Genomic DNA, 24,079 nt, shown 5'->3' with positions numbered 1-24,079 from the left:
TCGCTCCCTGCGCGCTACGCGCTACACGAGCCCGACCACCAGCGGCCCGAGCAGCGTCAGCGCGACGTTCGCGATCGCATAGGTGATCGCGAACGGCACGGTCGGCACCGCGCTTTCGGCCTTGTCGAGCACGCCGCCGAACGCCGGGTTGGCGCTGCGCGATCCGGACAGCGCCCCGGCCAGGATCGCCGCGTTGTTGTAGCGCAGCACGTAGCGGCCGAACAGCATCGTCAGGAGCAGCGGGAACAGCGTCACGAACACGCCGAGCAGGAAGATCGTCATGCCGCTCTGCTTGACGGTGACGACCGCCTGCAAGCCCGAGTTCAGGCCGACCACCGCGACGAACGCGGCGAGTCCGAAGTCCTTCAGCAGTTGCGAGGCGGCCGAAGGCATCACGCCGTACATCGGATGCTTGCCGCGCATCCAGCCGAACACGAGGCCTGACAGCAGACAGCCTCCGCCCGAGCCGAGCGTGAGCGGCACGCCGCCAATGTTGACGACGATCAGTCCGATCAACAGCCCGATCACGAGGCCGACGCCCATATAGATGAAGTCGGTCTTGTTGCTGTACGGCAGCTCGTAGCCGGCGGCGTCGACTGCGCGCTTGGTGTCTTTCGGCGAGCCGTAGAACGTGATCACGTCGCCGTGCTGCAACACCGTTTCGGGCAGCACCGGCAGCGGTTGGCCCGCGCGCGAGATGCTCTGGACATAGACACCGTGCCGCGTGTCGCGATCGATCGCCTGGCGCGCGGCCGCGATCGTCGTGTTGTTCATGCCCTTGCGCGTGAACACGCCCTCGCGGGTCTGCATCACGACGCCGATGTCCTCGGCGTCGCCAACCTCGTTGCCTTTCGCGCCGAACTCGACGACCGCCTCGCGACGGCCCACCACCAGCACGATGTCATCGGGCTGCAAGACCAGCTCGGGCTTCGGCTCGAGTTGCTGGCCGCCACGCTTGATGCGCTCGATCGTCAGGTTCTCGCCATGCAGCGACTCGACCGCCTGCACGCTCTTGCCGGCGCTGAAGTCGATCCGGTACGCGCGCCCGATCAGTTCGGGCAGCGCGGCCACCTGCCCCGGTCCGTGTGTCGTCGCGCCGGCCGACAGTTCGCGCTCAGCTTCGATCGACGCTTCGCGCAAGCCCTGTCCCATGAACTTCGGCAGGATGTTCACGCACACGATGATCGCGCCGAGCGAGCCGAACACGTAGGTCACCGCGTACGCGATCGCGACATCCGATTGCAGCGACTTGACCTGATCGGCGGGCAGGCCGAGCCGCGCGATCGCGTCGCCCGCGGTGCCGATGATCGCGGACTGCGTGAGCGCGCCGCCCGCCAGCCCAGCCGCGAGCCCCTTGTTCAGATGGAATAGCTTGGCGCACACCACCACCGTGATCAGCGCGCTGACCGCGAGAAACACCGCCATCGCGATCTCGCGCAGCGTTTTGCGGTTCAGCGAGTTGAAGAAACCCGGCCCGGAGTCGTAGCCGACCGCATAGATGAACACGGCGAACATGACCGCCTTCACGCCGTTGTCGACCGTCACGCCCGCCTGGCTGATCACGACCGCCGCCAGCAGCGAGCCGCCGACGCCGCCAAGCTGGAACTTGCCGAAGTTGATCTGCCCGATGAAGTAGCCGACCGCGAGCGAGAGGAACAGCGCCATCTCGGGTGACTTGTGAAAGATGTTGTGTAGCCAGTCCATCGTGCCCTCGCTGAGTAGTTGGCGGGTTTCGTTGGCGATACCCGGTACAGATCAGGCGCGCGTCTGTGCCGCGCGAGCGCCTGATGTGTCGCACGGTGCGAAGCGCCGCGCGGCATCCACGTTAGGCAAGTCGGGCTAGCCGAGCTTGCCGGCGAGACCCACCACCACGGGCCCCATCAAAGGCAACAGGATGTTCGACAACGCATAGGTGATCGTGTAGCCGATCACCGGCGTCGAATTGCCGGTCACGCCGACGAGGGCGCTGATCGCCGGCGTACTGCACTGCTGGCCCGCGATCGCGCCGAGCAGCATCGGCGCTTCGAGCTTCAGCAGCGCATGGCCGATCCATAGCGACAGCAGGCCGGGTACGAGCACCATCAGGATGCCGGCGAGCGGTAGCGCCAATCCGTATTCGCGCACCAGCTTGATCGCGTCAGGTCCGGCCGATAGTCCGACCGCGGCGATGAACGTCGCGAGTCCGAAGTCCTTGATGATCTGCGCGGCCGCCGACGGCAGCGAGCCGACGAGCGGATGACGCGAGCGGATCCAGCCGAACAGCAGCCCCGACAGCAGGCAGCCGCCGCCCGTGCCGAGCGCGAGCGTCACGCCGCCGATGCTGCCGCCCAGCCGCCCGATCAACATCCCCACCAGCACGCCGAGGCCCAGATAGACGAAGTCGGTCTTTTGTGTCGGCGGCAGCACGTAGCCGAGCCGCTTCGCACCGCGCTCGACATCGGCTTTCGCACCGACCAGCGTCAGGACGTCGCCGCGATTGAGCACGGTGCGGGGTAAAGCGGGAACCGTCGATTCGAGCCGCGTGATCGCCGCGATGTAGACGCCGCGCGCGTTCTCCGGCTTCGCCTGGGCGCGCAGCTGCTCGACCGTCAGTCCGTTGACGTCGGGCCGCGTCAGCACCACGTCGAGCCGTTGCGCGAACACCTGGGCGAAGTCCGCGCCGACCACCTCCTCGCCGAGGCCGGTCGACGCCGCAACGACCGCGGCGCGCCGTCCGTTGACGAGCACGATATCGCCGGCCGCGAGCCGCGTCTCCTGGGAGACCGGCAGGTCCGCGCCGTGCCGCTCGATCTGCTCGACGGTCAGGTTGTAGCCGTATTGCTCTTCGAGCGCGCGCACCGTCAGGCCGGCGGCCTTGTCGATGCGAAACGCGCGGCCGACGAGCGCGGGCGCGGCCGCGCTCTGCCCTTCGCTGAACGCACCCTCGCCGCCAAGCTTGCGCCATACACGCTCGGCTTCTTCACGCAGGTTGACGCGCAGCAGCAACGGCGCGAACTGGCTCGTGAACAGCACGATCGTGATCAGGCCGAACAGGTAGCTGACGCTGTAGGCGGTCACGATATTGGCTTGCAGACGCTGCGTCTCGGCGTCGCCGAGACCGAGCCTCGCGATCGCCTCGGACGCGGTGCCGATCACCGCCGACTCGGTCGCCGCGCCCGCGAGCAGTCCAGCCGCGGTGCCGACATCGAGCCGCATCACGGTGACCGCGATCATGATCAGCACCAGCACCGAGACGATTTCGACCACCGAGAGCAAGCCATAGCGCCAGCCGCGTCCGATGTTCGCGAAGAACTGCGGGCCGCCGGTGAAGCCGAGCGCGAAGATGAACAGCGCGAACGCGATGTTCTTCAGATCGGGCGCGATGCGCGCGCCGCTCTGGCCGAGCACGAGCGCGACGATCAGCGTGCCGCACACGCCGCCGAGCTGAATCGGGCCGATACGAAATGAGCCGATGAAATAGCCAATGGCAAGACACGCAAAAAGCGCGATTTCAGGCTGAGACCTCAGCAACTCACCGATCATGTTGGCTCGCCGATTCACAGGTTGATTGGAAAAAACAGAGCACCAACCGCTCGAAAACCGAATCAAACCGTCTGACACAAGGTGACACGATGACCACGCCGCGCGTAACACGCGCGATGCGCGACACATCAAATGGCCGATAGCGCGACGCAGTAAAGCGCAGCTATGGTGTGAGGAGAACCACGCGATCGGCGCCCGGCGCGCCGCCACACGAACATCCGGGCGAACGTTCCGCCCAGCAGCGCAAGGCAGTGGACCGATTTCCCGAATGCTCTCCAGTTACTCTTTCGTCGCGAAGTCGCCTAACATCGTGAAAAAGAATTCTGCTGTTGGCCAATTTCTTGCAGCACGTTTCAACGTGCTTTGTTCGGAATGCTAGTCATTTGATATTGCAGTTTTGCACCCCTGTCAACGTTATTTTCTTACGAAAAACTGACTTCGCAAAAGCGCGGTAAATGCACGTTTCTTCGGAGCCCGATATGCGCTTGATCCGGTTCAGCAACCGTCAATACGACATCGACATATTTACCGAGGCCAATGCCGCGCACGGCTTTAAACGGTATTTTCAGGAGTTTGCGCCCGATAGCGACACCGCAATCCACGCGTATGGCTTAGGCATACGGGTGCCCGCCTTCGAGCCGGGCACGCCGCGCAACGTCGTGTATGTGGCGGGATAGAAGTGAGATCCGTGTCGTACGGCAAGCGCCGCGCAACGCGCAAGCTAGACGCTGCCCTCGCCGCCCAGCGGCGTCGCGCGAATCACGGTGCGCGCGTCGTCGGCCGCGCCGCACAGTTCGCGCAGCAACGCTGCCTCGCGCTCGTGCACTTCGACCGGACACCAACGCGCGCCCGCCTCGGCCAGATAGCGTGCGCGATGCTGACCGTTGCGAAACGCCACCACGCCCTCGCGCTCGATGCCAATCCAGCCGAGCAACCCCGGCGCGCGGCGCGTGGAAATCGTCACGTACGGCATCTGCGGAACGCGCGGGCTGTCGGGATCGAGAAACTCCCGAATGCCGCGGACCTTGCCCGCATGCCACTCGGCAACCGGTTTGAGCACGTAATCGGTGTTGTCGCGATCCGCGCACTGGAGCAGCTTGCGCAGATCGATCAGCACCACCTGGTGGCGTGTGCCGTCGGTGACGAATACGCGCTTCAGGCGCACATGGTCGTACCACGAATGCTCCTGCAGCGGCACGATCCAGACCGTTTCGGCGCAGGACGGCCCGGAGGCCGGCGATGAATTGGGCAATGGCAGGGACAAAGGCGCGCTCGACAAGCTGGCGAACGAACGCCAGCGCATTAATAGAGCGGTAACGCTACGAGTCGGGTGTGACAGAAACATGACATCCCACCGGATTAATTACGCTGCATGAGCGTGCTGCAACACTACCGTATCGACCGGCAAGTACCGCCCTTCAGATACCCTTAAGGTACGTAACGATGATAGCCAGCGAATATTTCAATGACCATGTGCGAATCGAGTCGAACGACGAAAAAGGCGTCGCCACGATCGTGCTCGACAGGCCCGCGCGGCGCAACGCGGTCGATCGCCAGGTGGCCGATGCGTTGAGCGCCGCGTTCGGCCGCTTCGAGGCGGAGCCGGCCTGGCGCGCGGCCGTGCTATTCGGCGCGGGCGGCACGTTTTGCGCGGGCGCGGACTTGAGCGCGCTTGGCGACGAGACGCGCCGCAACGAACTGCACGCGGACGGCGGCGGCCCCGGTCCGATGGGACCGACGCGCATGCGCTTCAGCAAGCCGGTCGTCGCCGCGATCGCCGGCCATGCGGTCGCGGGTGGCCTGGAGCTTGCCGCGATGTGCGACCTGCGCGTCGTCGAGGAAGGCGCGGTGCTCGGCGTGTTCTGCCGGCGCGTCGGCATTCCGCTGATCGACGGCGGCACGATCCGGCTGCCGCGGCTGATCGGGCTGTCGCGCGCGCTCGATCTGATCCTGACCGGCCGCGCGGTCGATGCCAGCGAGGCGCTCGCGTTCGGGCTCGCCAACCGCGTGGTGCCGAACGGCGCAGCGCGCGCGGCCGCCGAGCAGCTGGCCGCGGAGCTCGCCGCGTTTCCGCAGGCGGCGCTGCTCGCCGATCGTCGCTCCGCGCTCGAAAACAGCTCGCTCGACGATCTCGCCCTGGCGTTGCGCCGGGAAGGCGCGGGCGGCTACGCGGCCGTCTTCGCCGAAGGCATGGCTGGCGCGGCGCGCTTTGCGTCCGGCGCGGGGCGCCATGGCGAGACGTTCGATCCGGACCATGCGACGCGGCGCGATCGTTGACGCACGGTTTGTCGAAACGGGACAGAGAGGAACTGCAATGGCTACGATCTACCGGGAAATCGCCGTGGAAACCGCCGCGGCAAACGCATGGGCGGCGCTGCGCAACCCCGCCGACGTCGCCCGCGTGTTCGCAGGCGTGCTGATCGCGGCGCGCATGGAAGGCGATCTGCGCTGGGTCACGTTCGCCGACGGCACCGAGATCGAGGAGCGCGTGATCGCGGTCGACGATGCCCATATGCGGCTCGCCTACTCGGTGGGCGGCGGACGCTTCGAGCATCATCACGCGACGCTGCAGGTCGTGGCCGACGCGCCCGCGCGATGCCGCGTGATCTGGATCGCCGACTTCAAGCCCGACGAGCGCAGCGCCGTGGTCGAGGCGCTGACGGATGCGGGCTGCGCGGCCCTCGGGCGCAACCTCGCGCGGTGCTGAACGCCGCCCCCGCGGCTCGGGCGCGCCACCGCCGCTTTTCACAAAAAACAACACCTGTTCTGAGCGTCTGCACGCCAGATTTGACTTAGGTAGAATCCCCTACTGTTTTCTCCCTACCCGGCGACAGCATTCCCGCCCCGGGAACGCCCGCCCGGCGCGCGCCGTTCGCGCCGCATCACGCGTCACACCCCATCATCGCCATGCCATTGCCTCTGCTTGCCCTTGCCGTTGCCGCGTTTGGAATCGGTACCACCGAGTTCGTCATCATGGGGCTGCTGCCCGACGTGGCGCGCGATCTGTCCGTGTCGATTCCGGCAGCCGGGATGCTGGTCTCCGCGTACGCGCTCGGCGTCACGATCGGCGCGCCGATCGTCGCGATCGCGGTCGCCAACATGCCGCGCAAAAAGGCACTGATGAGCCTGATCGGCGTGTTCATCGTCGGCAATCTGCTGTGCGCGATCGCGCCGGGCTACGCGGTGCTGATGGCCGCGCGCATCGTCACCGCGTTCTGCCACGGCGCGTTCTTCGGCATCGGCTCGGTGGTCGCGGCGGCCCTCGTCGCCCCGAATCGCCGCGCGCAGGCGATCGCGCTGATGTTCACCGGCCTCACGCTCGCCAACGTGCTCGGCGTGCCGCTCGGAACCGCGCTCGGCCAGGCGGTCGGCTGGCGCGCGACGTTCTGGGCCGTGACCGGCATCGGCGTCGTGGCGGCGGCCGCGCTCGCGGTGTGCCTGCCCGCGAAGATCGAGATGCACAAGGCGAGCCTCGTGCGCGAATTCAGCGTGCTGAAGAACCCGCAGGTGCTGATGGTGCTCGGCATCAGCGTGCTCGCGTCGGCGAGCCTGTTTTCGACCTTCACCTACATCACGCCGATCCTCGAGGACGTGACAGGCTTCACGCCGCACGCGGTCACGCTGGTGCTGCTGCTGTTCGGCCTCGGCCTGACGGTCGGCAGCACGCTCGGCGGCAAGCTCGCGGACTGGCGGCTGATGCCGTCGCTGGTCGCGTTTCTGATGGCGATCGTCGTGATCCTGTGTGTGTTCGCGGGCACGATGCACGCACGCATGCCGGCGATGCTGACCGTCTTCGCGTGGGGCGTGCTCGCGTTCGCGATCGTGCCGCCGCTGCAGATGCTGATCGTCGATCGTGCGAGCCACGCGCCGAATCTTGCGTCGACGTTGAACCAGGGCGCGTTCAACCTCGGCAACGCGACCGGCGCATGGCTCGGCGGCATGGCGATCGGCGCGGGCGCGCCGCTGACGACGCTGCCGTGGGTTGGCGTCGCGACCGCGCTCGGCGCGCTGCTGCTGACGTTGTGGTCGGTATCGATCGAGCGGCGGGTGGCGGTGGCGGGGTAAGTTTTGCCGGCCTTTTCGAAACCCGGCACGTCTGACGGCAAAGCTGCGCGCGGCCCCCACGCGTAGTAGCATCCCCGCCGATGAAAGTCATCTTCACCCGCGATTTCCTCGCGCTGATTCTGAGCGTCGCCGTGGTCGGACTCGGCAGCGGCGCGACGCTGCCCCTCACCGCTCTCGCGCTCGCCCAGGCCGGCTACGGTACCGACGTAGTCGGTCTGTTGACCGCCGCGCAGGCGGGCGGCGGTCTCGTGGTGGTACCGCTCGCCGGCTGGATCGCGGCGCGCTTCGGCGGCCGGCAGGTGATCGTCGGCGCGGTCCTGGTGGTTGCCTTTGCGACCGCCTTGATGCAACTCACCGAGAACCTGTGGCTATGGGCGCTGCTGCGTGTGCTGTGCGGCGCCGCGCTGATGCTGCTGTTCACGATCGGCGAGGCGTGGGTCAACCAGCTCGCCGACGACGCCTCGCGCGGGCGCGTGATCGCCATCTACGCGACCAACTTCACGCTATTCCAGATGTCGGGGCCGGTGCTGGTGAGCCAGATCGCCGGCTTCACGCAGGGACGCTTCCTGCTGTGCGGTGCGATCTTCCTGCTCGCGCTGCCGCTGCTCGCGACGATTCGCGCGACACCGCACGCATCGAGCGACGAACACGCCGAGCATGGCGCCTGGCGCCGCGTGCTGCCGCGCATGCCCGCGCTCGTGATCGGCACGGGCTTCTTTGCCCTGTTCGACACGATCGCGCTATCGCTGCTGCCGCTCTTCGCGATGTCGCACGGCATTTCGAGCGAAATGGCCGTGCTGTTCGCCTCGGCACTGCTGCTCGGCGACACGACGATGCAGTTTCCGCTCGGCTGGCTCGCCGACCGGCTTGGGCGCGAGCGCGTGCATATCGGCTGCGGCATCGTGGTCGTCGCGTTGTTGCCGCTGCTGCCATGGGCAGTCGGTTCGCCGTGGTTGCGCTGGCCGCTGCTGTATGTGCTCGGCGCGGCCGCGGGCGCGATCTACACGCTATCGCTCGTGGCGTGCGGCGAGCGCTTTCGCGGTGTCGCGCTGGTGTCGGCGAGCTCGCTGGTCGGCGCGTCGTGGAGCGCGGCGAGCTTCGGCGGCCCGCTGCTGGCCGGCGCGTTGATGAAGAAAGTCGGCCACGATGCCGTGGTCGGCGTGCTGTTGTGCGCGGCGCTCGCGTTCTTGCTGGCAGCGTGGTGGGAGCGTCGGCGGATCGTGCTGCAAGCGGCGAGTTGACCAATCGACGCTAGTTGCTGGCGTTGGCGATCTATACCCCGGGTGTTACTCTTCATTCGACGTTGCGCGGGATCGCTCCACACGGTCCATATTTCGTGGCACCACCGCAAGCAACCGGGAGTCCGCCATGGTTTCTCTGCGCCCCTTGCGCCGTACCTGCTTGTTGGGCGTGGCGATAGCGGCAGCCGCGATCGCCGCCGCGAACTGCGGAGGCGGTGGAGGCGGAAACAGCAGCGCCCCGACAGGGTCGAGCGTCGGCAGCGGTAGCGGCGCGGCGGGCGCATCGAGCCCGAGCGCGGCGAGCGGCGGTGGTACCAGCACCACGGGTGGCGGCACCACGACCGGCAGCACGGGTACCTCGGGCAGCGGCTCGGGTACGTCCACGGGCAGCGGTTCGGGCACGTCGATGGGCGGCACCTCGATGGCCGCCGTGCAGGACGTGCTCACCTATCACGACGACATTGCGCGCACCGGCCAGAACCTCAGCGAAACCAGGCTGACACCCGCCAACGTGACGGCATCGACATTCGGCAAGGTGGGCTTCTTTACCGTCGACGGCAAGGTCGACGCGCAGCCGCTATTCGTCGGTTCACTGGCGATCGCGGGCGGCACGCACAACGTGCTGTACGTCGCGACCGAGAACGACAGTGTGTTCGCATTCGATGCCGATACCGGCGCGACGTTGTGGCAGGCGAGCACGCTACGTACCGGCGAAACCCCGAGCGACGACCTCGGCTGCACGCAGATCGTCAATACGATCGGCGTCACGTCTACGCCAGTGATCGACCGTTCGCGCGGCACGCACGGCACGATCTACGTCGTCGCGATGTCGAAGGACGCGGCCGGCGGCTATCATCAGCGCATTCACGCGCTCGACCTCGCGACAGGCGCCGAGCTGCTGAACGGTCCCACCGAAATTACCGCCTCTTACCCGGGTGGCGGCGCGGGCAATACGAACGGCGTCGTGCCGTTCACACCGTCGTTGTATGCGGAGCGCGCGGCGCTGCTGCAGCTCGGCAACACGGTCTACACGACCTGGACCTCGCACTGCGATAACGGCGGCTATACCGGCTGGATCATGAGCTATAGCGCCGATACGTTGCAGCAGACCAGCGTGCTCAACGTAACGCCCAACGGCATCGGCGGCTCGGTCTGGATGAGCGGCGCGGGACCGGCCTCGGACGGCTCGTCGATCTATCTGCTCGATGCCAACGGCACCTTCGACACCACGCTCAACGCGAGCGGCTTTCCGGCAAGCAGCGACTTCGGCAATGCGTTCCTGAAGCTCGGTACGTCGGGCGGCCTGTCGGTCGCGGACTACTTCGCGATGACGAACGTCGTGGAGGAGTCCAACGGCGACATCGATCTCGGCTCCGGCGGCGCACTCGTACTGCCGGACCTGACCGACGCGAACGGCACCGTGCAGCATCTGACGCTCGGCGCGGGCAAGGACAGCACCGTCTACGTGCTGAATCGCGACTCGATGGGCAAGTTCAACGCGACGACCGACAACATCTATCAGGAGATTCCCGCGCAACTGGCCGGCGGCGAATGGGGCATGCCCGCCTATTTCAACGGGCGCGTGTATTTCGGCACCGTCGGCGATCATCTGAAAGCGTTCACCGTGACCAATGCGAAGCTGTCGATCACGCCGTCCGCGCAAAGCGCGATGACCTTCGCCTATCCCGGCACGACGCCGAGCGTCTCGGCGAACGGCACCGCGAACGGCATCGTGTGGGCAGCCGAAAACGGCACCGTCGCGGCGCTCCACGCGTTCGACCCGATCACGCTCAACGAGCTGTACAACAGCAACCAGATGGGCACGCGCGATCAGTTCGGCACGGGCAACAAGTTCATCACACCATTGATTGCGAACGGCAAGGTGTATGTCGGCACGACGAACGGGGTGGCGGTGTTCGGATTGTTGGGCGGGTAAGACCGCTCACTCACTCGCAGGCCGGCAGAATCTCCCCGGTGCACGCGCCAAACCCGACTCGATATCCCTCGCCCTGGCACCAGCCGACGAGCGCCAGTTCATCGCCGTCCTCGATGAACGTGCGCGTGACGCCCTCGCTCAACGCCAGCGGCTTCTTGCCGTTCCACGTCAGCTCGAGCAGGCTGCCGTATGAATCTTCGCTCGGCCCGCTGATCGTCCCCGAGCCCATCAGGTCGCCCACCCGCGTGTTGCAGCCCGACACCGTGTGATGCGCGAGCTGCTGCGCCATCGTCCAGTACATGTACTTGAAGTTGGTCCGCGCGATCGTGCTCGCCTGCCGTGCGTGTTGCGCACGCAGCGTCACTTCGAGATGGATGTCGAACGCGTGCTCGCCTCGATGCCGCAGATACGCGAGCGGCTGCGGCTCCTGCACCGGCTGCGCGACGCGGAACGGTTCGAGCGCATCGAGCGTAACGACCCATGGCGAGATCGTCGTCGCGAACGTCTTCGCATTGAACGGGCCGAGCGGCACGTATTCCCACTGCTGGATGTCGCGCGCGCTCCAGTCGTTCAGCAGCACCATGCCGAAGATGTGCGCCTCCGCCTCCTCGCATGCGATCGGCTCGCCGAGCGCATTGCCGCCGCCGATAATGAAACCCGTCTCCAGTTCGATATCGAGCTTGCGGCACGCGCCGAACACCGGGCGCTCCTGATCCGGCAGCTTCAGCTGACCATTGGGGCGGCGCACCGGCGTGCCGCTCACCACCACCGACGACGCCCGTCCGTTGTAGCCGATCGGCATCTCCGACCAGTTCGGCAGCAGCGCATTCTTCGGATCGCGGAACATCGAGCCGACGTTGGTCGCGTGTTCCTTCGACGAATAGAAATCCGTGTAGCCCGGAATCTGCACCGGCAGATGCAGCCGCGCCTCGGCCGCGCGCACCAGTACCTTCGCGCGCAACGCGGCGGCGTCGCGCAGCGTCGCGGTGTCGCGCGTGAGCAGTTGGCTCAGCTGGATCCGCACGCTGCGCCAGACGTCGCGGCCAAGTGCGATGAAATCGTTCAGCGCATCGCGGGCGAACACGTTCGGCGCCGGCACGCTCAGCAGCCCCGCCACCTGCAACGCGGCAAGATCGACGATCTGATCGCCGATCGCGACGCCCACGCGCCGCGCGTCGTTGGCACGGTCGCTGAAAATGCCGAACGGCAGATTCTGGATCGGAAAGTCGCTGGCCGGGTCGTTGGCCGACTCGATCCAGCTCTTGCGCGACGGATCGAGCGTCGCCTGGAGATCGTTCACCGCGTTCATCGTTGCTCCGGATTGAAGTGTTTCTCGAGGCCTTGCCAGCACTCGTAGTAATGCGCCTGCAGTTGCGCGGTTTCGAGCGCGAAGCGCGTCGGCTTGATCAGCGTGCGCGTCTCGAACATGAAGGCCAGCGTGTCGTCGACTTTCTTCGGCACCGAGGTGTCGATATGCGACGCCTTCTCGAACGTGTCCGCGTCGGGGCCGTGGCCCGACATGCAGTTGTGCAGGCTCGCGCCGCCGGGCACGAAGCCCTCGGCCTTCGCGTCGTAGACGCCATGCACGAGACCCATGAACTCGCTCGCGACGTTGCGATGGAACCACGGCGGGCGGAACGTATCTTCGGCAGCGAGCCAGCGCGGCGGGAAGATCACGAAGTCGATCGTGTCGACGCCCGGCGTATCGCTTTGCGATTGCAGCACCAGAAAGATCGACGGATCCGGATGGTCGAAGCTGATCGAGCCGATCGTGTTGAAGCGGCGCAGGTCGTACTTGTAGGGCGCATAGTTGCCGTGCCACGCAACCACGTCGAGCGGTGAATGGCCGATGTCCGCGCGCCACAGATTGCCGTTCATCTTCGCGACCAGTTCGAACGCGCCTTCGCGGTCTTCGTACGCGGCGTGCGGCGTCAGGAAATCGCGCGGATTCGCGAGACCGTTGGAGCCGATCGGCCCCAGCTCCGGAAGACGCAGCAGCGCGCCGAAGTTCTCGCAGATATAGCCGCGCGCGTTGCCGTCCGGCAGGCTCACCGCGAAGCGCACGCCGCGCGGAATCACCGCGATCTCGAACGGCTCGATATCGACGCGGCCCATTTCGGTCGCGATATGCAGGCGCCCCTGTTGCGGCACGATCAGCAGCTCGCCGTCGGCGCTATAGAAAAAGCGGTCCTGCATCGAGCGGTTGGCCGCGTACAGATGAATCGCGCAACCGCTCATCGCTTCGGCCGAGCCGTTGCCCGCCATCGTGACCCAGCCGTCGATGAAATCGGTCGGTTCGACCGGCATCGGCAGCGGGTCCCAGCGCAGCTGGTTCGGCGGCGTCGGCGGAACCTCCGCGAAGTTCGCGACGAGCCGCTCCGACGGCATCAACGTGAACGGCTTGTGCATCGCTGCCGGGCGAATCCGGTATAGCCACGAGCGACGATTGTGACCGCGTGGCGCCGTAAACGCGGTGCCCGAAATCTGTTCGGCGTACAAACCATAGGCCGCGCGCTGCGGCGAATTGCGGCCGGTCGGCAACGCGCCGGGCAACGCCTCGGTCGCGAATTCGTTCGCGAAACCCGACTGGTAGCCGGGCTCGATTTCAGGCCGCAGGCGTTCGTCGGCCGGCGTACGTGTTGAGGTATCCATGCAAGGTTCTCCGCGAGTTGCTCTGTTCTTTCCAGATTAATACGTGATCGTTGCAGTCAGGCCGGCTCCACGCCGGCCGCGCGGCTGCGCTGCCGCGTCACGCCCGCGAGCGCGACCACCAGCAGCGCCGAACACAGCACCGGCACCGCCGCCGCATGGAACAGCGCGGCATTCGACCAGTTCAGCGCGATCAGTTGACCGCCGACGAGCGGCCCGATCACCGAGCCGATCCGGCCGATGCCGAGACTCCAGCCGATGCCGGTCGAGCGCAGCGCGGTCGGATAGAAATGCCCGGCGAGCGCGTTGACCGCGGGCTGTCCGCCGACCACGGAGAAGCCGCCCGCGAACACGACGACGAGCAGCCACGGCAGCGCATGCGCGACCGCGCCGATCGTGCCGACCGCAACCGCGGCGAGCGCGAAGCACGCGAACAGCACGCGCACGAAACCCATGCGCTCGATGAACCAGCCGAGCAGCAGCGTGCCGATCACGCCGCCCGTTTGCAGCACCGTGCCGACGATCACGGCCGTGCCCGGGGTGTAGCCCGCGTCGCGCATCACGGTGGGCAGCCAGTTCGACAGGAAGTACAGCACGATCAGGTTCATGAAGCTGATCGCCCACAGGATCAGCGTGACCGGACCGCGGCCCGCACGGAACAGCTCGGCGACGGGGGCGCCGTCATTGCGTTTTTCACTGACGACGAGCCGCGTGTTCGGGCCGATCGGCAAGGCCGGGTCGAACTTCGCGAGCCAGTTCAAGGCCCGTTCGCTGCGGCCCTTCAGCACCAGAAACTGCAGCGACTCCGGCAGTCTCGCCAGCATCGCGAACGCGAGCAGCAACGGCACGGCGCCGCCGACCCAGAACACCGCGCGCCAGCCGTAGGCCGGAATCAGCGCGGCGCTGACGAAGCCGCCGAGCGCCGCGCCGAGCGTAAAGCCGCACGACACCAGCATCATGCGCTTCACGCGATGCGCGGGCGTCGAGAATTCGCCGACCAGCGCCATCGCGTTCGGCATGATGCAACCGAGCCCGAGACCCGTGATGAAGCGCATCGTGATCAGCGCCGGAATCGTCGAGACGAACGGCGTGGCGAGCATCGACAGCGAGAAGAACAACGTCGCGCCGATCAGCACCGGCCGGCGGCCGATCCGGTCCGCCAGGACCGACAGCCCGAGCGCGCCCAGCAGCATGCCGAACAGGCTCGCGCTGAAGACGGGGCCGAGCGCGGTCTTCGCGACGTGCCATTCGGCGATCACGCTGGGCGCGACATAGCCCATCGCCTGCGCGTCGAAGCCGTCGATCAGCAAACACAGCCCGCACAGCGCGAGCAGCATCGCCTGAAAGGTCGGGCGATGCGTTTCGGCGAGCACGCGCTCGACTTCGATCACGTTGGCGGCGGATTGGTTATTCACGGGTCGTCCCTCATCCAGACTGGAATTTACGTATAGTAAAACCAATTACGGATAGTGAAACTAACGTATACCCTTGGAAGCGCGTGCAGCGGGCGCCGCCACTACCCGCTCAGGCCCGGCCCATCGGCATTCGGCCAATATCGTTATGAACATTTTGTTCATGTGGAGTCGGCTCGGACTGCTACCATCGAAGGATGCGACCGCCGCGTCGCGTTGCCGCGCGCCCACGGCGCGCTCATCGTCGCCATTGATTCGATTTCATGATTTCGCCGACCATCCCCGATCTGATCGCCCGCGCCACTCATCGCCCGTTTCTCGGCGAGCATCTGGCCATGGGGCAAGGCGCTCACGCCGGCATCGCGCTCGCACACTTCGATGGCATCGAGCTCACGAGCGCCTACGAGCCGATCTTCGACATCAGCGTGCATGCGCTCGCGCAGTCGCTGTCATGCGGCGCGGAAGGGGTCGACCGGTTCGGCGACGAGCTCGGCTTTCAGGCGGTCACGCACCGGCTCGACGCGCCGCCGTTCGACGTGTTCGATCCATTCGACAACATTGCCGACGATCAGCAACTGGTCGCGCTGGACCGCATGTCGCGCGCGCTGCACGCGATCAATTTCTTCGGCGCGCAGCGGCACGGGCTGCTGTTTCTGCGCGTGCACGAACGGTTGCTGAAAAGCGTGAAGTACGACCACGGGCTGCATTTTTCGAACGTGCTGACGTCGTTCAATCTGAGTCCGGCACGCATCGTGATCGAGCTGCCGGCGGCAGCGGTCGCGCACAAGACCTTTCTGGGCTATCTGACGCGCAGCTATCAGCACTACGGGTTCAAGGTGGCAGGCAATCTGTCGAACGCGGGGCAAATTCTGTCGGTGTCGGAAACCGCGCGGCTCGACTTCATCAAGATGGATGCGACGGTCGCGTTGCGCGACGCGACGGTGAAGCCGCTCGTCGGCTACGCAAGCCGGCTGCGGGTACCGCTGATTTTCAATCGCGTGATGGACGAAGCGCAGTTCGACGCCTTGCAGCAGTACGACGTGCGGTTCGTGCAGGGGCCCGTGTTCAACGCGCATTATCACGACCGGGCGGCGTGACACGCCAACTGCATGGTTAGCCCACGCGCCACGGGCTGACCTCAGCCCGGCTCTCCCAGGCGTTGCGCGAGCGCCTTCAGGCGCGGCCCGACATTCTCGCGAAATACCTCCTCCCCCATTGACGACGCCGGCCCGCTGCAACTGAGCACCAGCCAGCGCTGTTCGCGCGGCTCGCGAAACGGCACGGCGACCGCGTTCACATCGTCGTGCCACGCGCGAAACGAGTAGCAACAGTGCTCGGTCGCGAACGCGGCGATCTCCTTTTCGGCTTCGGCGACCAGCATCGGCCCCATCTTGCCAGCCGCTTTTTTCAGTTCCGCGAGTAGCGCGGTGCGGGCGTCGAGCGGCTGCACGGCGAGATACGCGCGCCCCATCGAGCTCGTCAGCATCGACATTTTCGAGCCGGACGCGAGGCCGAGCGTCAACGCGGTCTCGCTGCGGATCGTCTCCAGATACACCATGTCGAGGCCGTCGCGGCAACCGAGCGAGACCGCCGCGCCGACCTCGCGCGCGAAGCTGCGCAGGTGCGGGCGCGCGAGTTCGAGCGTGTCGGTGCCCGACAGCAGCGCGAAACCGAGCGACAGCACGCCGGCGTCGAGCGCGTATTTGCCGTGCGTTTCATCGAGTCGCAGATAGCCGAGCACGGTCAGCGTGTAGGCGAGCCGGTTGACGGTCGCTTTCGGCAACCCCGTGCGTTCGACGAAATCGCGATTGCCGAGCAACGTCTCGCCCGGCCGGAACGCGCGCAACAGGTCCAGCCCGCGAGCGAGGGCGACGACGAATTTGCGTTCGTCGATCTCAGCGGAGAATGTGGATGGCAGCGTCATAGGATGGTACACTCGGTCGTCGTTTGCAAAACATTGTTTCGCACGGCGGAACTCAAGTCAAGCTTGTTCTGAGCGAGAAAATCAGGAGATACGTCATGGCCGTAGCCGCGCAGTTTCACTGGGAAGACCCGTTGCTGCTGGATCAGCAGCTCACCGAAGACGAACGCATGGTGCGCGACGCCGCCGCGGCTTACTCGCAGGACAAGCTGCTGCCGCGCGTGCTGGAGGCGTTCCGCCACGAGAAGACCGATATCGAGATCTTTCGCGAAATGGGCGAGCTCGGCCTGCTCGGCCCGACGATTCCGGAACAGTACGGCGGCCCCGGTCTGAACTATGTCGCGTACGGGCTGATCGCGCGTGAAGTGGAGCGCGTCGATTCCGGCTACCGCTCGATGATGTCGGTGCAGTCGTCGCTCGTGATGGTGCCGATCTACGAATTCGGCTCGGACGCACAGAAAGACAAATATCTGCCGAAGCTCGCGCGCGGCGAGTGGATCGGCTGCTTCGGTCTGACCGAGCCGAACCACGGTTCCGATCCGGGCAGCATGGTCACGCGCGCGAAGAAGGTCGACGGCGGCTACTCGCTGTCGGGCTCGAAGATGTGGATCACGAATTCGCCGATCGCCGACGTGTTCGTCGTGTGGGCGAAGCTCGAGGAAGACGGCAAGGACAACATCCGCGGCTTTATCCTCGAGAAGGGCTGGAAGGGTCTGTCGGCGCCGGCGATCCACGGCAAGGTGGGTCTGCGCGCGTCGATCACCGGCGAAATCGTGCTCGACGAAGTGTTCGTTCCGCAAGAGAACATCATGCCGGGCGTGAGCGGCCTGCGCGGTCCGTTCACGTGTCTGAACTCGGCGCGCTATGGCATCGCCTGGGGCGCGCTCGGCGCCGCCGAAGCGTGCTGGCACACCGCGCGTCAGTACGTGCTCGATCGCAAGCAGTTCGGCCGGCCGCTCGCCGCGAACCAGTTGATCCAGAAAAAGCTCGCCGACATGCAGACCGAAATCACGCTCGGCCTGCAAGGCGTGCTGCGCCTCGGCCGCATGAAGGACGAAGGCACGGCCGCGGTCGAGATCACTTCGATCATGAAGCGCAATTCGTGCGGCAAGGCGCTCGACATCGCCCGCCTCGCGCGCGACATGCTCGGCGGCAACGGCATCTCGGACGAGTTCGGCGTGGCCCGCCACCTGGTGAACCTCGAAGTCGTCAACACCTACGAAGGCACCCACGACGTCCACGCGCTGATCCTCGGCCGTGCGCAGACGGGTATTCAGGCGTTCTTCTGATTCCGCTGCCATAGCGTCGACACGCAGTGCCGATAAATGCAAAAAGCCGGTTCCTTCGAACCGGCTTTTTTGCTTGATGCCGCGCCGCTTACCGGTTCGGCTGCGGCGTCAGACGCAGATACGGACGCAGCGCCTTGTAGCCCTTCGGGAATTTCTGCTTGATGACTTCCTCGTCCTTCAACGACGGCACGATCACGACGTCATCGCCCTGCTTCCAGTTGCCGGGCGTCGCGACCGAGTGACTGTCGGTCAGTTGCAGCGAGTCGATCACGCGCAGCACTTCGTCGAAGTTGCGGCCGGTGCTGGCCGGATAGGTGATGATCAGGCGCACCTTGCGGTTCGGATCGATGACGAACAGCGAACGCACGGTGAACGTCTCGTTCGCGTTCGGATGAATCATGTCGTAGAGCCCGGAGACCTTGCGATCGCCGTCCGCGAGAATCGGAAAACCGACGTTGGCGGCCTGCGTCTCGTTGATGTCCTTGATCCACTCCTGGTGCGACTCCGCGCTGTCGACCGACAAGGCGATCGTCTTCACGTTGCGCTTTTCGAACTCGCTCGCGAGCTTCGCGGTCAGGCCGAGCTCGGTCGTGCAGACTGGCGTGAAGTCGGCGGGATGCGAGAACAGCACGCCCCAGCTATTGCCGAGCCACTCGTGAAACCTGATACGGCCAATACTCGATTCCTGTTCGAAATCCGGTGCAATGTCGCCAAGACGTAGACTCATAGAGTGCAGCTCCTGTTGGTATTCGGATGGATTCGCGGCGGTATCCGCGAAGGATCGTCACGATAAAGCATAAGGCAGCGGTGGTATATGGCGAACCAACATCGCGTCAGGACTTTATGCGTTTTTGTAATTTTCTCCCATTCGGCGGAAACTTTGCGGGACAGATCAACTCAATCCCATACCGGTCTGGAGCAGAGTACCCTCAAGCGGGTGTCTTGACGTCGCGCAGTGCCGGGAACGGTTCGTGCGGCGGAGGCAAGCAACCGGCACTATGCTCGCCAGCGACCGTTTCTTTGGTTACGATTCACGCGTAGCGTGAGACAAAGGGAGCTGTCAATGTCGGAAGTCAACAAGGAGAGATTGATGTCGGATATCAAAACCGTCCTCGCGGACGCTGAAGACCTGCTGAAACAGGCTGCGAGCGCTACCGGCGAACGCGCGTCGGAACTGCGCGAAACCGCGCTGACGCGCCTGAAGCAGGCGAAGGAGAAGGCCGCCGACGTTCAGGTCGTGGTTGTCGAAAAAGGCAAGAAGGCCGCCCGCGCCACCGACGACTACGTGCACGAACATCCGTGGGCGTCGATCGGTATCGCGGCCGGCGTCGGCGTGCTGGTCGGTCTGCTGATCAATCGCAAGTAAAGGCCGGTGAGGCCGCCGGAGCAGGCATGTCCGGCGCACCGGCGAAACCGGCGGACCGGCGCGAGCCCCGCCGGTCCCCTTCCGCTGGCGTGCATGCGCGCCGGCCAGGCCCTCACGCGCAACGCCCACAGCCATGACGACCGAAACACACTCGCAGCGCGCAGAACACAGCCCGTTGCGCCGTATTCTCAGTTCCGTGTTTGCCATCCTGCAGACGCGGCTCGAACTGGTGGGCATCGAACTCGCCGAGGAAAAAGACCGTCTGCTCGGCGTGCTGTTTCTCGGCCTTGCCGCGATGATGCTCGCCACCATGGCCTTGATCGCGTTGACGGCCCTCATCGCCATAGCCTTCTGGGACACTTACCGTTGGCAGGCGCTCGCCGGCATCACGGCAGTCTACGCAATTGCCGGCCTCGCCTGCGCGCTGAAGGCGCGCAGCGGTTTGCGCAACGCGCCGATGGTGTTCGAAGCGACCATCGCCGAGTTCGAAAAGGATCGCGACGCGTTTCGCAGCCGCGACTGATGGGCAGGTTTGACCGCCTCCGATCCATCGCCTCACCTACACTGCCGCCGACACGCCATGAGCCCATCCCGTCCCGATACCGCCTTTCGTAACAAGCGCCATCCGTCGAAGGATCTGAGCGCACCGCATCTGCGGGCGCTGCGCAAGGAATTGCTGCTCGTGCGCGCGGACGTCGAGCGCGTCGAACTCGCGCAGGCCACCTTGGAACTGCGCCAGGCCGTCACGCATTTCAGCTGGCTCAAGTTCATCATCCCGGGCTTCGGCGGTGTGCGCGTCGGCAGAGGGCGGAAAGCGAGCGTGCTCAACGCGGGCACGATCGGCGCGTTACTCAAGCAGTATCCGGTCATCAGCTCGATCGCTTCGCTGCTGCTTGCCAAACCGCTGCGCGCGACGGTCGTCGCGGGCGCGAAGCCCGCGCTCAAGTGGGGCAGCATTGCGCTCGGCGCGTGGGAAGCGTTCCGGATCTGGCAACAGATGAAGAACGAGTCGGCGGCGGCTCGGGCAGCGGCGGCTGCGGCTGCTGCTTCGGCGCAGTCGGCGGCGGACGGGGCCGATTCGATGCGAACCGGCTATTGAGATCGCCGCCAGCGGTGGATGTCAATGACCTTCTAACTTGTGTTCCAGCATTCGCTGCTGGCGAGCGCCCAGCCCCCCGCGTCGTTTCTGTTTCCTCGCTGGCCAGTCGCATCTAGCGTGAACGCGCCGCACGCGTCGTCGCGCATTGGACCCGCTTCCGCGGGCGCCGCCTCGATCGAATAGCCGCCGTTCGTGTCGTCCGCGGGCAGCACGCGCACGCGATACACCGGCGTGCCGAACTGCGGCGCCTGATCGAGTCCAGCAGGCAAGGCCGGCACGCCATCACCCGCCGCACCCTCGACGAATTGCGCGGCCCGATATAACGCCGACGCCGCATCGATGCGATGCGTGCGCGCGATGTGACTGCGATACGAAGGGATCGCAAACGCGGCGAGCGTGGCGGCAATCGCAAGCGCGATCACGAGTTCGAGCAGCGTGAATGCGGAAGTGTTCTGCCTTCTCATGTGTCTCCAGTCGATGTCGATGTCGATGCGTCGGTCAGAATGGTCTCGCGGCAACTCGCCGCCAATGATGTTCGGTCGCGCCATCCTCGATCACCAGCTCCATCTGCAACCAGACCTGCGACTCGCTGCTCTGGCCGAAGCCGCGCGCGGTCAGCAGATAAGCGATAGCGTTGGGGCGACTAGCGAGACGCCATGGTTCGACCAGGCAGCGAGGCGGGCTCGATGATCCAGGCCATTGCGCGACAGGCACGACGGCGCCTGCATCGAACGCGGACTCGAGCTTCCATTGGACCGGCTCGCCGGAAGCGAACGGCGCTGTGGGCGCGTCGCCACCGGCCGATAGCAGGTTGCGCTCACACAAGGTCAGCGCCGCATCCGCCGCATGGAAAGCCCGCAGATAGTCGCGCACATGGGTCGCCGCGCGAGTTGCCGCGATTGATGTCTCGAACCAGATCGCGGAGGTGGCGAGCATCATCGCGGAGATCAACAGCACGATGGCCAGGACGACGCCGCGTTGATGTCCACGTCGGGCATGGGCTCGACAACTTCGCTTGCCTAAGTATTTCGGCGTGCCGCGTAGCGTTGCTGCGTCATGGTCCATCACGTCGAGTCCTTCGTGCGATTACGCAGCGCGACGCGGCGCGAAAACGCCTGCCGGGGCCGCAAGTCGGTGCCGAGCGCATTGACGCCGTCGCAATCGATGTACTTCGAGCGCTGCCCTTGCGGCGCGCCTCGCACCAGCACGCAGACATCGACCGCCACGACGTTGGTCCATTGGTCCGCCGTCACCGCCGACGCGTTCACCGCATCCGCCGCGCCGTCGAGCCAGTAGCGCAGCCGCACTCGCTCGACGCCTTCGACCAGCGGCTGCGCGGAGCCGGCATTACCGCTACCCACGCAGTAGAGCTCCGGCTCGCCCGTGGAGCCGCTGACATTGGCGAAGAAGCGATTGACCACCGGCGCGCCCTGATCGCCAAGTGCCGCGTCACTGCTTTTGACGGCCTGCCCGACGCAATCGGTGATCTGCCCACTCGACGATGGCCACGTCGATACGACGTCGGCGACATAACGGACCGCGACGCCATCCGAACCGGTGCTCAACGTGGTGCAAGCGAGGCTGTCGTCGGCGCCTGTCGGACGACCACCCGAGCAGCCGAACAGTGCAGGCGCCGCGTTGTAGCCAACGACATCCGAAGGGACGAAGCCGGCCATCTGCAACTGCTGGCCGATCAGCATCAGCGCGGTCAAGCCGGCTTCGCGAATCCGCGTCGCGTTGCTAGCCTGTACGAACGCGCTGCGCTGCGTCGTGTAGAGAGACACGGCGCCCGCGGTCACGATCAGCCCAAGCGCCATCGCGATCACGAATTCGACCAGGGTATGACCTCGTCCGCCATGCCGCCGCTTCATTTCACGAACGCGAACGCGACACACGACGATCCAGCGGGCGCATCGACGTCGCCGCAACGCTCCGGTTTGTCGATCACGTCGCCCGCAGCTGGTCGATCCTGCACGGACGCCCATGTCACGCGCGCCGTCGCGACCACACCGCTCTCCCCGATCGATGCCTCGCCGCGCGGCAGCAGAATGCTCGCCCGCGCGCTCCATTGATTGAGCGCGGCAACGCCAATGGTAGATATGCTGGTCACTTCGGCAATCGAGTCAGCTAGCCACACGGCGTTCTCGCGCAACGCCATCGCGCGCGCTTCGCGTGCGGTCCACAGCTGAGCTGCGATCAAACCCAGAGTGGTTACCGCGATCAACGCGACCGCCAGCATCACCTCGATCAGCGAGCTGCCGTCGCAAGCCGATGCGCGTGTACGCAATCCGGTTTTGAGTGCGGCCGGTCTCATGACGTTGCGCCACATGCGCCCTCCGAGATTCGCGCGCGACCACCTGCCGCGATACTAATGCAGCGCCGCCACGCGTTGCCTTGCATCGATTTCGACGGATTTCGCGGCTCGATATCGAAACTTCGAAACGCGCCCATCAGTTGCCCAGCCGGTGGCGTGAACGTCATATCCGTCTGCACGCCGATGATGCTCACCGCCGCGAGCGCCGGCTGCGCGCGCAACAGCGACGGCTTGCCGCCGCGCTCGGCGAACACGGCCCAGCCGCAGGCCCAGTCGACGATGCCGTCGGCGCAGGGTTGGCCCGACGCAAGACAGACGCGCGCCGCATCGATGCGACATACCGTGACGCGGGAGCCGAGCCGCAGCGCCTCACTGCGCGCGTAGGCGAACGTCGATAGCAACGCCTTCGAGCGCGCGTCGACCTGATCGCGCATATGCCATGCGAAGAACGACGGCATCGCCATCACGACGATCAGTATCACGAGCGCGATCACCGCCAGCGTTTCGATGAGCGTGAACCCGGCGCGCGATGGCCGGTGAGTCTTCTTGCATTTCATCTGCATCCCTGAGCGTTTTGAACGGATGCAGACAATCTAGCGATATGCGAGTGCGCCGAACATCGTCCGAACGGCCAGGTGGCATTCAGACGCTAGCGCGCGCAACAATGCACGTGACGATCCATCACGGGGGCGAGACAGGCGATGCGTGAAATGAAGCGCGAAATGCGCGAGGCGATTAACGCGAATGACCGCAATCCAGCGGCGGCACGGATTCGCTTAACGCTTGCGGGAAGGCTTGGGCGGCGAAGAGGCGCGGCGGAATTCCTCGATCACATCCTCGAATTCGGAGACGTCTTCGAAGCGCCGGTATACGGAAGCGAAACGGACGTAGGCGATCGTGTCGAGCGCGCGCAACTCGTTCATCACGAGTTCGCCGAGACGCTCGCTACGCACTTCGCGCTCGCCGCTGCCAAGCAGCTGATACTCGATGCGGGCGACCGCCGCCTCGATCTCGTCCACCGCAACCGGGCGCTTGCGCAGCGCCAGTTGCATGCTCGCGACGATCTTGCGGCGATCGAACTCCGTGCGCGTGCCATCCTTCTTGACGACCGACGGCAACGCCAGCTCGACCCGCTCATACGTCGTGAAACGCTTGTCGCAGGCCGGGCAGCGGCGGCGCCGGCGAATCGTCGCGCCGTCTTCGGATACGCGCGAGTCGACGACCTGCGTATCGGCGTGGCGGCAGAAGGGGCAATGCATGGTGGC

The 24,079-nt window shown here is 65.6% G+C and carries 25 protein-coding genes; 11 read left to right on the top strand and 14 right to left on the bottom strand.

Annotated elements, in window-relative coordinates; translation table 11 throughout:
• Nucleotides 1-21: 21 nt before the first annotated feature.
• Nucleotides 22-1,704, bottom strand: a complete 1,683-nt coding sequence (aspT, locus tag CI15_RS02870) for an aspartate-alanine antiporter (RefSeq protein ID WP_062124171.1) — start codon at nt 1,702-1,704, stop codon at nt 22-24.
• A gap of 135 nt (nt 1,705-1,839) precedes the next feature.
• A complete protein-coding gene (aspT, locus tag CI15_RS02865) occupies nt 1,840-3,522 on the bottom strand; it encodes an aspartate-alanine antiporter (protein WP_062124168.1) in 1,683 nt (560 codons plus the stop codon).
• A 479-nt stretch (nt 3,523-4,001) separates the two neighbouring features.
• Here aspT (CI15_RS02865) and CI15_RS02860 point away from each other — a divergent pair, with 479 nt between their 5' ends.
• Nucleotides 4,002-4,199 carry a hypothetical protein gene (locus tag CI15_RS02860; RefSeq protein WP_153041038.1) on the top strand — a complete coding sequence of 66 codons (198 nt, stop codon included), beginning with the start codon at nt 4,002-4,004 and terminating at the stop codon, nt 4,197-4,199.
• Between the two features lie 44 nt (nt 4,200-4,243).
• Here CI15_RS02860 and CI15_RS02855 read toward each other — a convergent pair whose 3' ends face one another.
• Nucleotides 4,244-4,867: a plasmid fertility inhibition factor family protein gene (locus tag CI15_RS02855; protein WP_062124164.1), complete on the bottom strand. Its 624-nt coding sequence runs from the start codon at nt 4,865-4,867 to the stop codon at nt 4,244-4,246.
• Between the two features lie 98 nt (nt 4,868-4,965).
• Here CI15_RS02855 and CI15_RS02850 point away from each other — a divergent pair, with 98 nt between their 5' ends.
• The 5 genes from CI15_RS02850 to CI15_RS02830 all read left to right on the top strand — a co-directional run bounded on the left by CI15_RS02850 (nt 4,966) and on the right by CI15_RS02830 (nt 10,764).
• The gene (locus CI15_RS02850) at nt 4,966-5,799 is read left to right on the top strand and encodes a crotonase/enoyl-CoA hydratase family protein (protein WP_062124162.1); all 834 of its coding nucleotides are present in this window, start codon (nt 4,966-4,968) and stop codon (nt 5,797-5,799) included.
• Nucleotides 5,800-5,836: 37 nt separating this feature from the next.
• On the top strand, nt 5,837-6,229 hold the full coding sequence (locus CI15_RS02845; protein WP_062124160.1) for an SRPBCC family protein: 393 nt from the start codon (nt 5,837-5,839) through the stop codon (nt 6,227-6,229).
• 200 nt (nt 6,230-6,429) lie between these two features.
• Entirely contained in the window at nt 6,430-7,587 is a 1,158-nt protein-coding gene (locus CI15_RS02840; protein ID WP_062124158.1) for an MFS transporter, read from the top strand.
• Between the two features lie 80 nt (nt 7,588-7,667).
• On the top strand, nt 7,668-8,828 hold the full coding sequence (locus CI15_RS02835) for an MFS transporter (RefSeq protein ID WP_062124156.1): 1,161 nt from the start codon (nt 7,668-7,670) through the stop codon (nt 8,826-8,828).
• A gap of 127 nt (nt 8,829-8,955) precedes the next feature.
• Complete coding sequence (locus tag CI15_RS02830; RefSeq protein ID WP_062124154.1) at nt 8,956-10,764, top strand: PQQ-binding-like beta-propeller repeat protein; 1,809 nt, start codon at nt 8,956-8,958, stop codon at nt 10,762-10,764.
• 10 nt (nt 10,765-10,774) lie between these two features.
• On the opposite strand, the gene fahA is transcribed toward CI15_RS02830, so the two are convergent.
• The 3 genes from fahA to CI15_RS02815 are packed head-to-tail and all read right to left on the bottom strand — an operon-like array spanning nt 10,775 to nt 14,828.
• The gene (gene fahA, locus CI15_RS02825; protein WP_062124153.1) at nt 10,775-12,073 is read right to left on the bottom strand and encodes a fumarylacetoacetase; all 1,299 of its coding nucleotides are present in this window, start codon (nt 12,071-12,073) and stop codon (nt 10,775-10,777) included.
• Entirely contained in the window at nt 12,070-13,416 is a 1,347-nt protein-coding gene (gene hmgA / locus CI15_RS02820; RefSeq protein ID WP_062124151.1) for a homogentisate 1,2-dioxygenase, read from the bottom strand. The genes fahA and hmgA overlap by 4 nt, the downstream gene beginning before the upstream one ends.
• 56 nt (nt 13,417-13,472) lie before the next feature.
• Nucleotides 13,473-14,828, bottom strand: a complete 1,356-nt coding sequence (locus tag CI15_RS02815; RefSeq protein ID WP_062124149.1) for an MFS transporter — start codon at nt 14,826-14,828, stop codon at nt 13,473-13,475.
• A gap of 260 nt (nt 14,829-15,088) precedes the next feature.
• Between CI15_RS02815 and CI15_RS02810 the strand changes: the two genes are divergently transcribed.
• Nucleotides 15,089-15,922, top strand: a complete 834-nt coding sequence (locus CI15_RS02810) for an EAL domain-containing protein (RefSeq protein ID WP_062124147.1) — start codon at nt 15,089-15,091, stop codon at nt 15,920-15,922.
• Nucleotides 15,923-15,963: 41 nt separating this feature from the next.
• Here CI15_RS02810 and CI15_RS02805 read toward each other — a convergent pair whose 3' ends face one another.
• The gene (locus tag CI15_RS02805; protein ID WP_062124145.1) at nt 15,964-16,749 is read right to left on the bottom strand and encodes an IclR family transcriptional regulator; all 786 of its coding nucleotides are present in this window, start codon (nt 16,747-16,749) and stop codon (nt 15,964-15,966) included.
• Nucleotides 16,750-16,844: 95 nt separating this feature from the next.
• Here CI15_RS02805 and CI15_RS02800 point away from each other — a divergent pair, with 95 nt between their 5' ends.
• Complete coding sequence (locus CI15_RS02800) at nt 16,845-18,035, top strand: acyl-CoA dehydrogenase (protein WP_062124144.1); 1,191 nt, start codon at nt 16,845-16,847, stop codon at nt 18,033-18,035.
• Nucleotides 18,036-18,123: 88 nt separating this feature from the next.
• Here the strand turns inward: CI15_RS02800 and CI15_RS02795 are convergent, their stop codons facing one another.
• Nucleotides 18,124-18,762, bottom strand: coding sequence for a peroxiredoxin (locus CI15_RS02795; RefSeq protein ID WP_062124143.1), 639 nt, complete (start codon nt 18,760-18,762; stop codon nt 18,124-18,126).
• Between the two features lie 336 nt (nt 18,763-19,098).
• Between CI15_RS02795 and CI15_RS02790 the strand changes: the two genes are divergently transcribed.
• The 3 genes from CI15_RS02790 (at nt 19,099) to CI15_RS02780 (ending at nt 20,500) form a co-directional block, all read left to right on the top strand.
• Nucleotides 19,099-19,401, top strand: a complete 303-nt coding sequence (locus tag CI15_RS02790) for an ElaB/YgaM/YqjD family protein (RefSeq protein WP_008919742.1) — start codon at nt 19,099-19,101, stop codon at nt 19,399-19,401.
• A gap of 133 nt (nt 19,402-19,534) precedes the next feature.
• The gene (locus tag CI15_RS02785; RefSeq protein ID WP_062124142.1) at nt 19,535-19,924 is read left to right on the top strand and encodes a phage holin family protein; all 390 of its coding nucleotides are present in this window, start codon (nt 19,535-19,537) and stop codon (nt 19,922-19,924) included.
• A 57-nt stretch (nt 19,925-19,981) separates the two neighbouring features.
• Nucleotides 19,982-20,500, top strand: coding sequence for a DUF3318 domain-containing protein (locus CI15_RS02780; RefSeq protein ID WP_062124141.1), 519 nt, complete (start codon nt 19,982-19,984; stop codon nt 20,498-20,500).
• 32 nt (nt 20,501-20,532) lie between these two features.
• Here CI15_RS02780 and CI15_RS02775 read toward each other — a convergent pair whose 3' ends face one another.
• The 6 genes from CI15_RS02775 to nrdR form a co-directional block, all read right to left on the bottom strand.
• A complete protein-coding gene (locus tag CI15_RS02775; RefSeq protein WP_062124140.1) occupies nt 20,533-20,964 on the bottom strand; it encodes a type IV pilin protein in 432 nt (143 codons plus the stop codon).
• A 34-nt stretch (nt 20,965-20,998) separates the two neighbouring features.
• The gene (locus CI15_RS02770) at nt 20,999-21,565 is read right to left on the bottom strand and encodes a pilus assembly PilX family protein (RefSeq protein WP_241495789.1); all 567 of its coding nucleotides are present in this window, start codon (nt 21,563-21,565) and stop codon (nt 20,999-21,001) included.
• A complete protein-coding gene (locus CI15_RS02765) occupies nt 21,565-22,371 on the bottom strand; it encodes a type IV pilus assembly protein (protein ID WP_062124139.1) in 807 nt (268 codons plus the stop codon). The genes CI15_RS02770 and CI15_RS02765 overlap by 1 nt, the downstream gene beginning before the upstream one ends.
• Entirely contained in the window at nt 22,368-22,814 is a 447-nt protein-coding gene (locus CI15_RS02760) for a type IV pilus modification PilV family protein (protein WP_062124305.1), read from the bottom strand. The genes CI15_RS02765 and CI15_RS02760 overlap by 4 nt, the downstream gene beginning before the upstream one ends.
• Entirely contained in the window at nt 22,811-23,377 is a 567-nt protein-coding gene (locus tag CI15_RS02755) for a GspH/FimT family pseudopilin (protein WP_062124137.1), read from the bottom strand. The genes CI15_RS02760 and CI15_RS02755 overlap by 4 nt, the downstream gene beginning before the upstream one ends.
• Before the next feature lie 213 nt (nt 23,378-23,590).
• Nucleotides 23,591-24,073: a transcriptional regulator NrdR gene (gene nrdR, locus CI15_RS02750; protein ID WP_062124135.1), complete on the bottom strand. Its 483-nt coding sequence runs from the start codon at nt 24,071-24,073 to the stop codon at nt 23,591-23,593.
• Nucleotides 24,074-24,079 lie beyond the last annotated feature (6 nt).

The organism is Paraburkholderia monticola, from assembly GCF_001580545.1.
Lineage (GTDB): Bacteria > Pseudomonadota > Gammaproteobacteria > Burkholderiales > Burkholderiaceae > Paraburkholderia > Paraburkholderia monticola.
This window is presented reverse-complemented; position numbering and strand designations above follow the sequence as displayed.

What these genes read in the sequence shown, in the direction of transcription:
- nrdR (WP_062124135.1), bottom strand. Translation starts at nt 24,073, where the DNA reads ATGCATTGCCCCTTCTGCCGCCACGCCGATACGCAGGTCGTCGACTCG.
- hmgA (WP_062124151.1), bottom strand. Translation starts at nt 13,416, where the DNA reads ATGGATACCTCAACACGTACGCCGGCCGACGAACGCCTGCGGCCTGAA.
- CI15_RS02800 (WP_062124144.1), top strand. Translation starts at nt 16,845, where the DNA reads ATGGCCGTAGCCGCGCAGTTTCACTGGGAAGACCCGTTGCTGCTGGAT.
- CI15_RS02835 (WP_062124156.1), top strand. Translation starts at nt 7,668, where the DNA reads ATGAAAGTCATCTTCACCCGCGATTTCCTCGCGCTGATTCTGAGCGTC.
- CI15_RS02760 (WP_062124305.1), bottom strand. Translation starts at nt 22,814, where the DNA reads ATGAGACCGGCCGCACTCAAAACCGGATTGCGTACACGCGCATCGGCT.
- CI15_RS02780 (WP_062124141.1), top strand. Translation starts at nt 19,982, where the DNA reads ATGAGCCCATCCCGTCCCGATACCGCCTTTCGTAACAAGCGCCATCCG.
- CI15_RS02795 (WP_062124143.1), bottom strand. Translation starts at nt 18,762, where the DNA reads ATGAGTCTACGTCTTGGCGACATTGCACCGGATTTCGAACAGGAATCG.
- CI15_RS02770 (WP_241495789.1), bottom strand. Translation starts at nt 21,565, where the DNA reads ATGGACCATGACGCAGCAACGCTACGCGGCACGCCGAAATACTTAGGC.
- CI15_RS02855 (WP_062124164.1), bottom strand. Translation starts at nt 4,867, where the DNA reads ATGTTTCTGTCACACCCGACTCGTAGCGTTACCGCTCTATTAATGCGC.
- CI15_RS02805 (WP_062124145.1), bottom strand. Translation starts at nt 16,749, where the DNA reads ATGACGCTGCCATCCACATTCTCCGCTGAGATCGACGAACGCAAATTC.
- CI15_RS02785 (WP_062124142.1), top strand. Translation starts at nt 19,535, where the DNA reads ATGACGACCGAAACACACTCGCAGCGCGCAGAACACAGCCCGTTGCGC.
- CI15_RS02765 (WP_062124139.1), bottom strand. Translation starts at nt 22,371, where the DNA reads ATGAAGCGGCGGCATGGCGGACGAGGTCATACCCTGGTCGAATTCGTG.
- CI15_RS02830 (WP_062124154.1), top strand. Translation starts at nt 8,956, where the DNA reads ATGGTTTCTCTGCGCCCCTTGCGCCGTACCTGCTTGTTGGGCGTGGCG.
- CI15_RS02810 (WP_062124147.1), top strand. Translation starts at nt 15,089, where the DNA reads ATGATTTCGCCGACCATCCCCGATCTGATCGCCCGCGCCACTCATCGC.
- CI15_RS02840 (WP_062124158.1), top strand. Translation starts at nt 6,430, where the DNA reads ATGCCATTGCCTCTGCTTGCCCTTGCCGTTGCCGCGTTTGGAATCGGT.
- CI15_RS02850 (WP_062124162.1), top strand. Translation starts at nt 4,966, where the DNA reads ATGATAGCCAGCGAATATTTCAATGACCATGTGCGAATCGAGTCGAAC.
- CI15_RS02775 (WP_062124140.1), bottom strand. Translation starts at nt 20,964, where the DNA reads ATGAGAAGGCAGAACACTTCCGCATTCACGCTGCTCGAACTCGTGATC.
- CI15_RS02755 (WP_062124137.1), bottom strand. Translation starts at nt 23,377, where the DNA reads ATGCAGATGAAATGCAAGAAGACTCACCGGCCATCGCGCGCCGGGTTC.
- CI15_RS02860 (WP_153041038.1), top strand. Translation starts at nt 4,002, where the DNA reads ATGCGCTTGATCCGGTTCAGCAACCGTCAATACGACATCGACATATTT.
- aspT (WP_062124168.1), bottom strand. Translation starts at nt 3,522, where the DNA reads ATGATCGGTGAGTTGCTGAGGTCTCAGCCTGAAATCGCGCTTTTTGCG.
- CI15_RS02845 (WP_062124160.1), top strand. Translation starts at nt 5,837, where the DNA reads ATGGCTACGATCTACCGGGAAATCGCCGTGGAAACCGCCGCGGCAAAC.
- aspT (WP_062124171.1), bottom strand. Translation starts at nt 1,704, where the DNA reads ATGGACTGGCTACACAACATCTTTCACAAGTCACCCGAGATGGCGCTG.
- fahA (WP_062124153.1), bottom strand. Translation starts at nt 12,073, where the DNA reads ATGAACGCGGTGAACGATCTCCAGGCGACGCTCGATCCGTCGCGCAAG.
- CI15_RS02790 (WP_008919742.1), top strand. Translation starts at nt 19,099, where the DNA reads ATGTCGGAAGTCAACAAGGAGAGATTGATGTCGGATATCAAAACCGTC.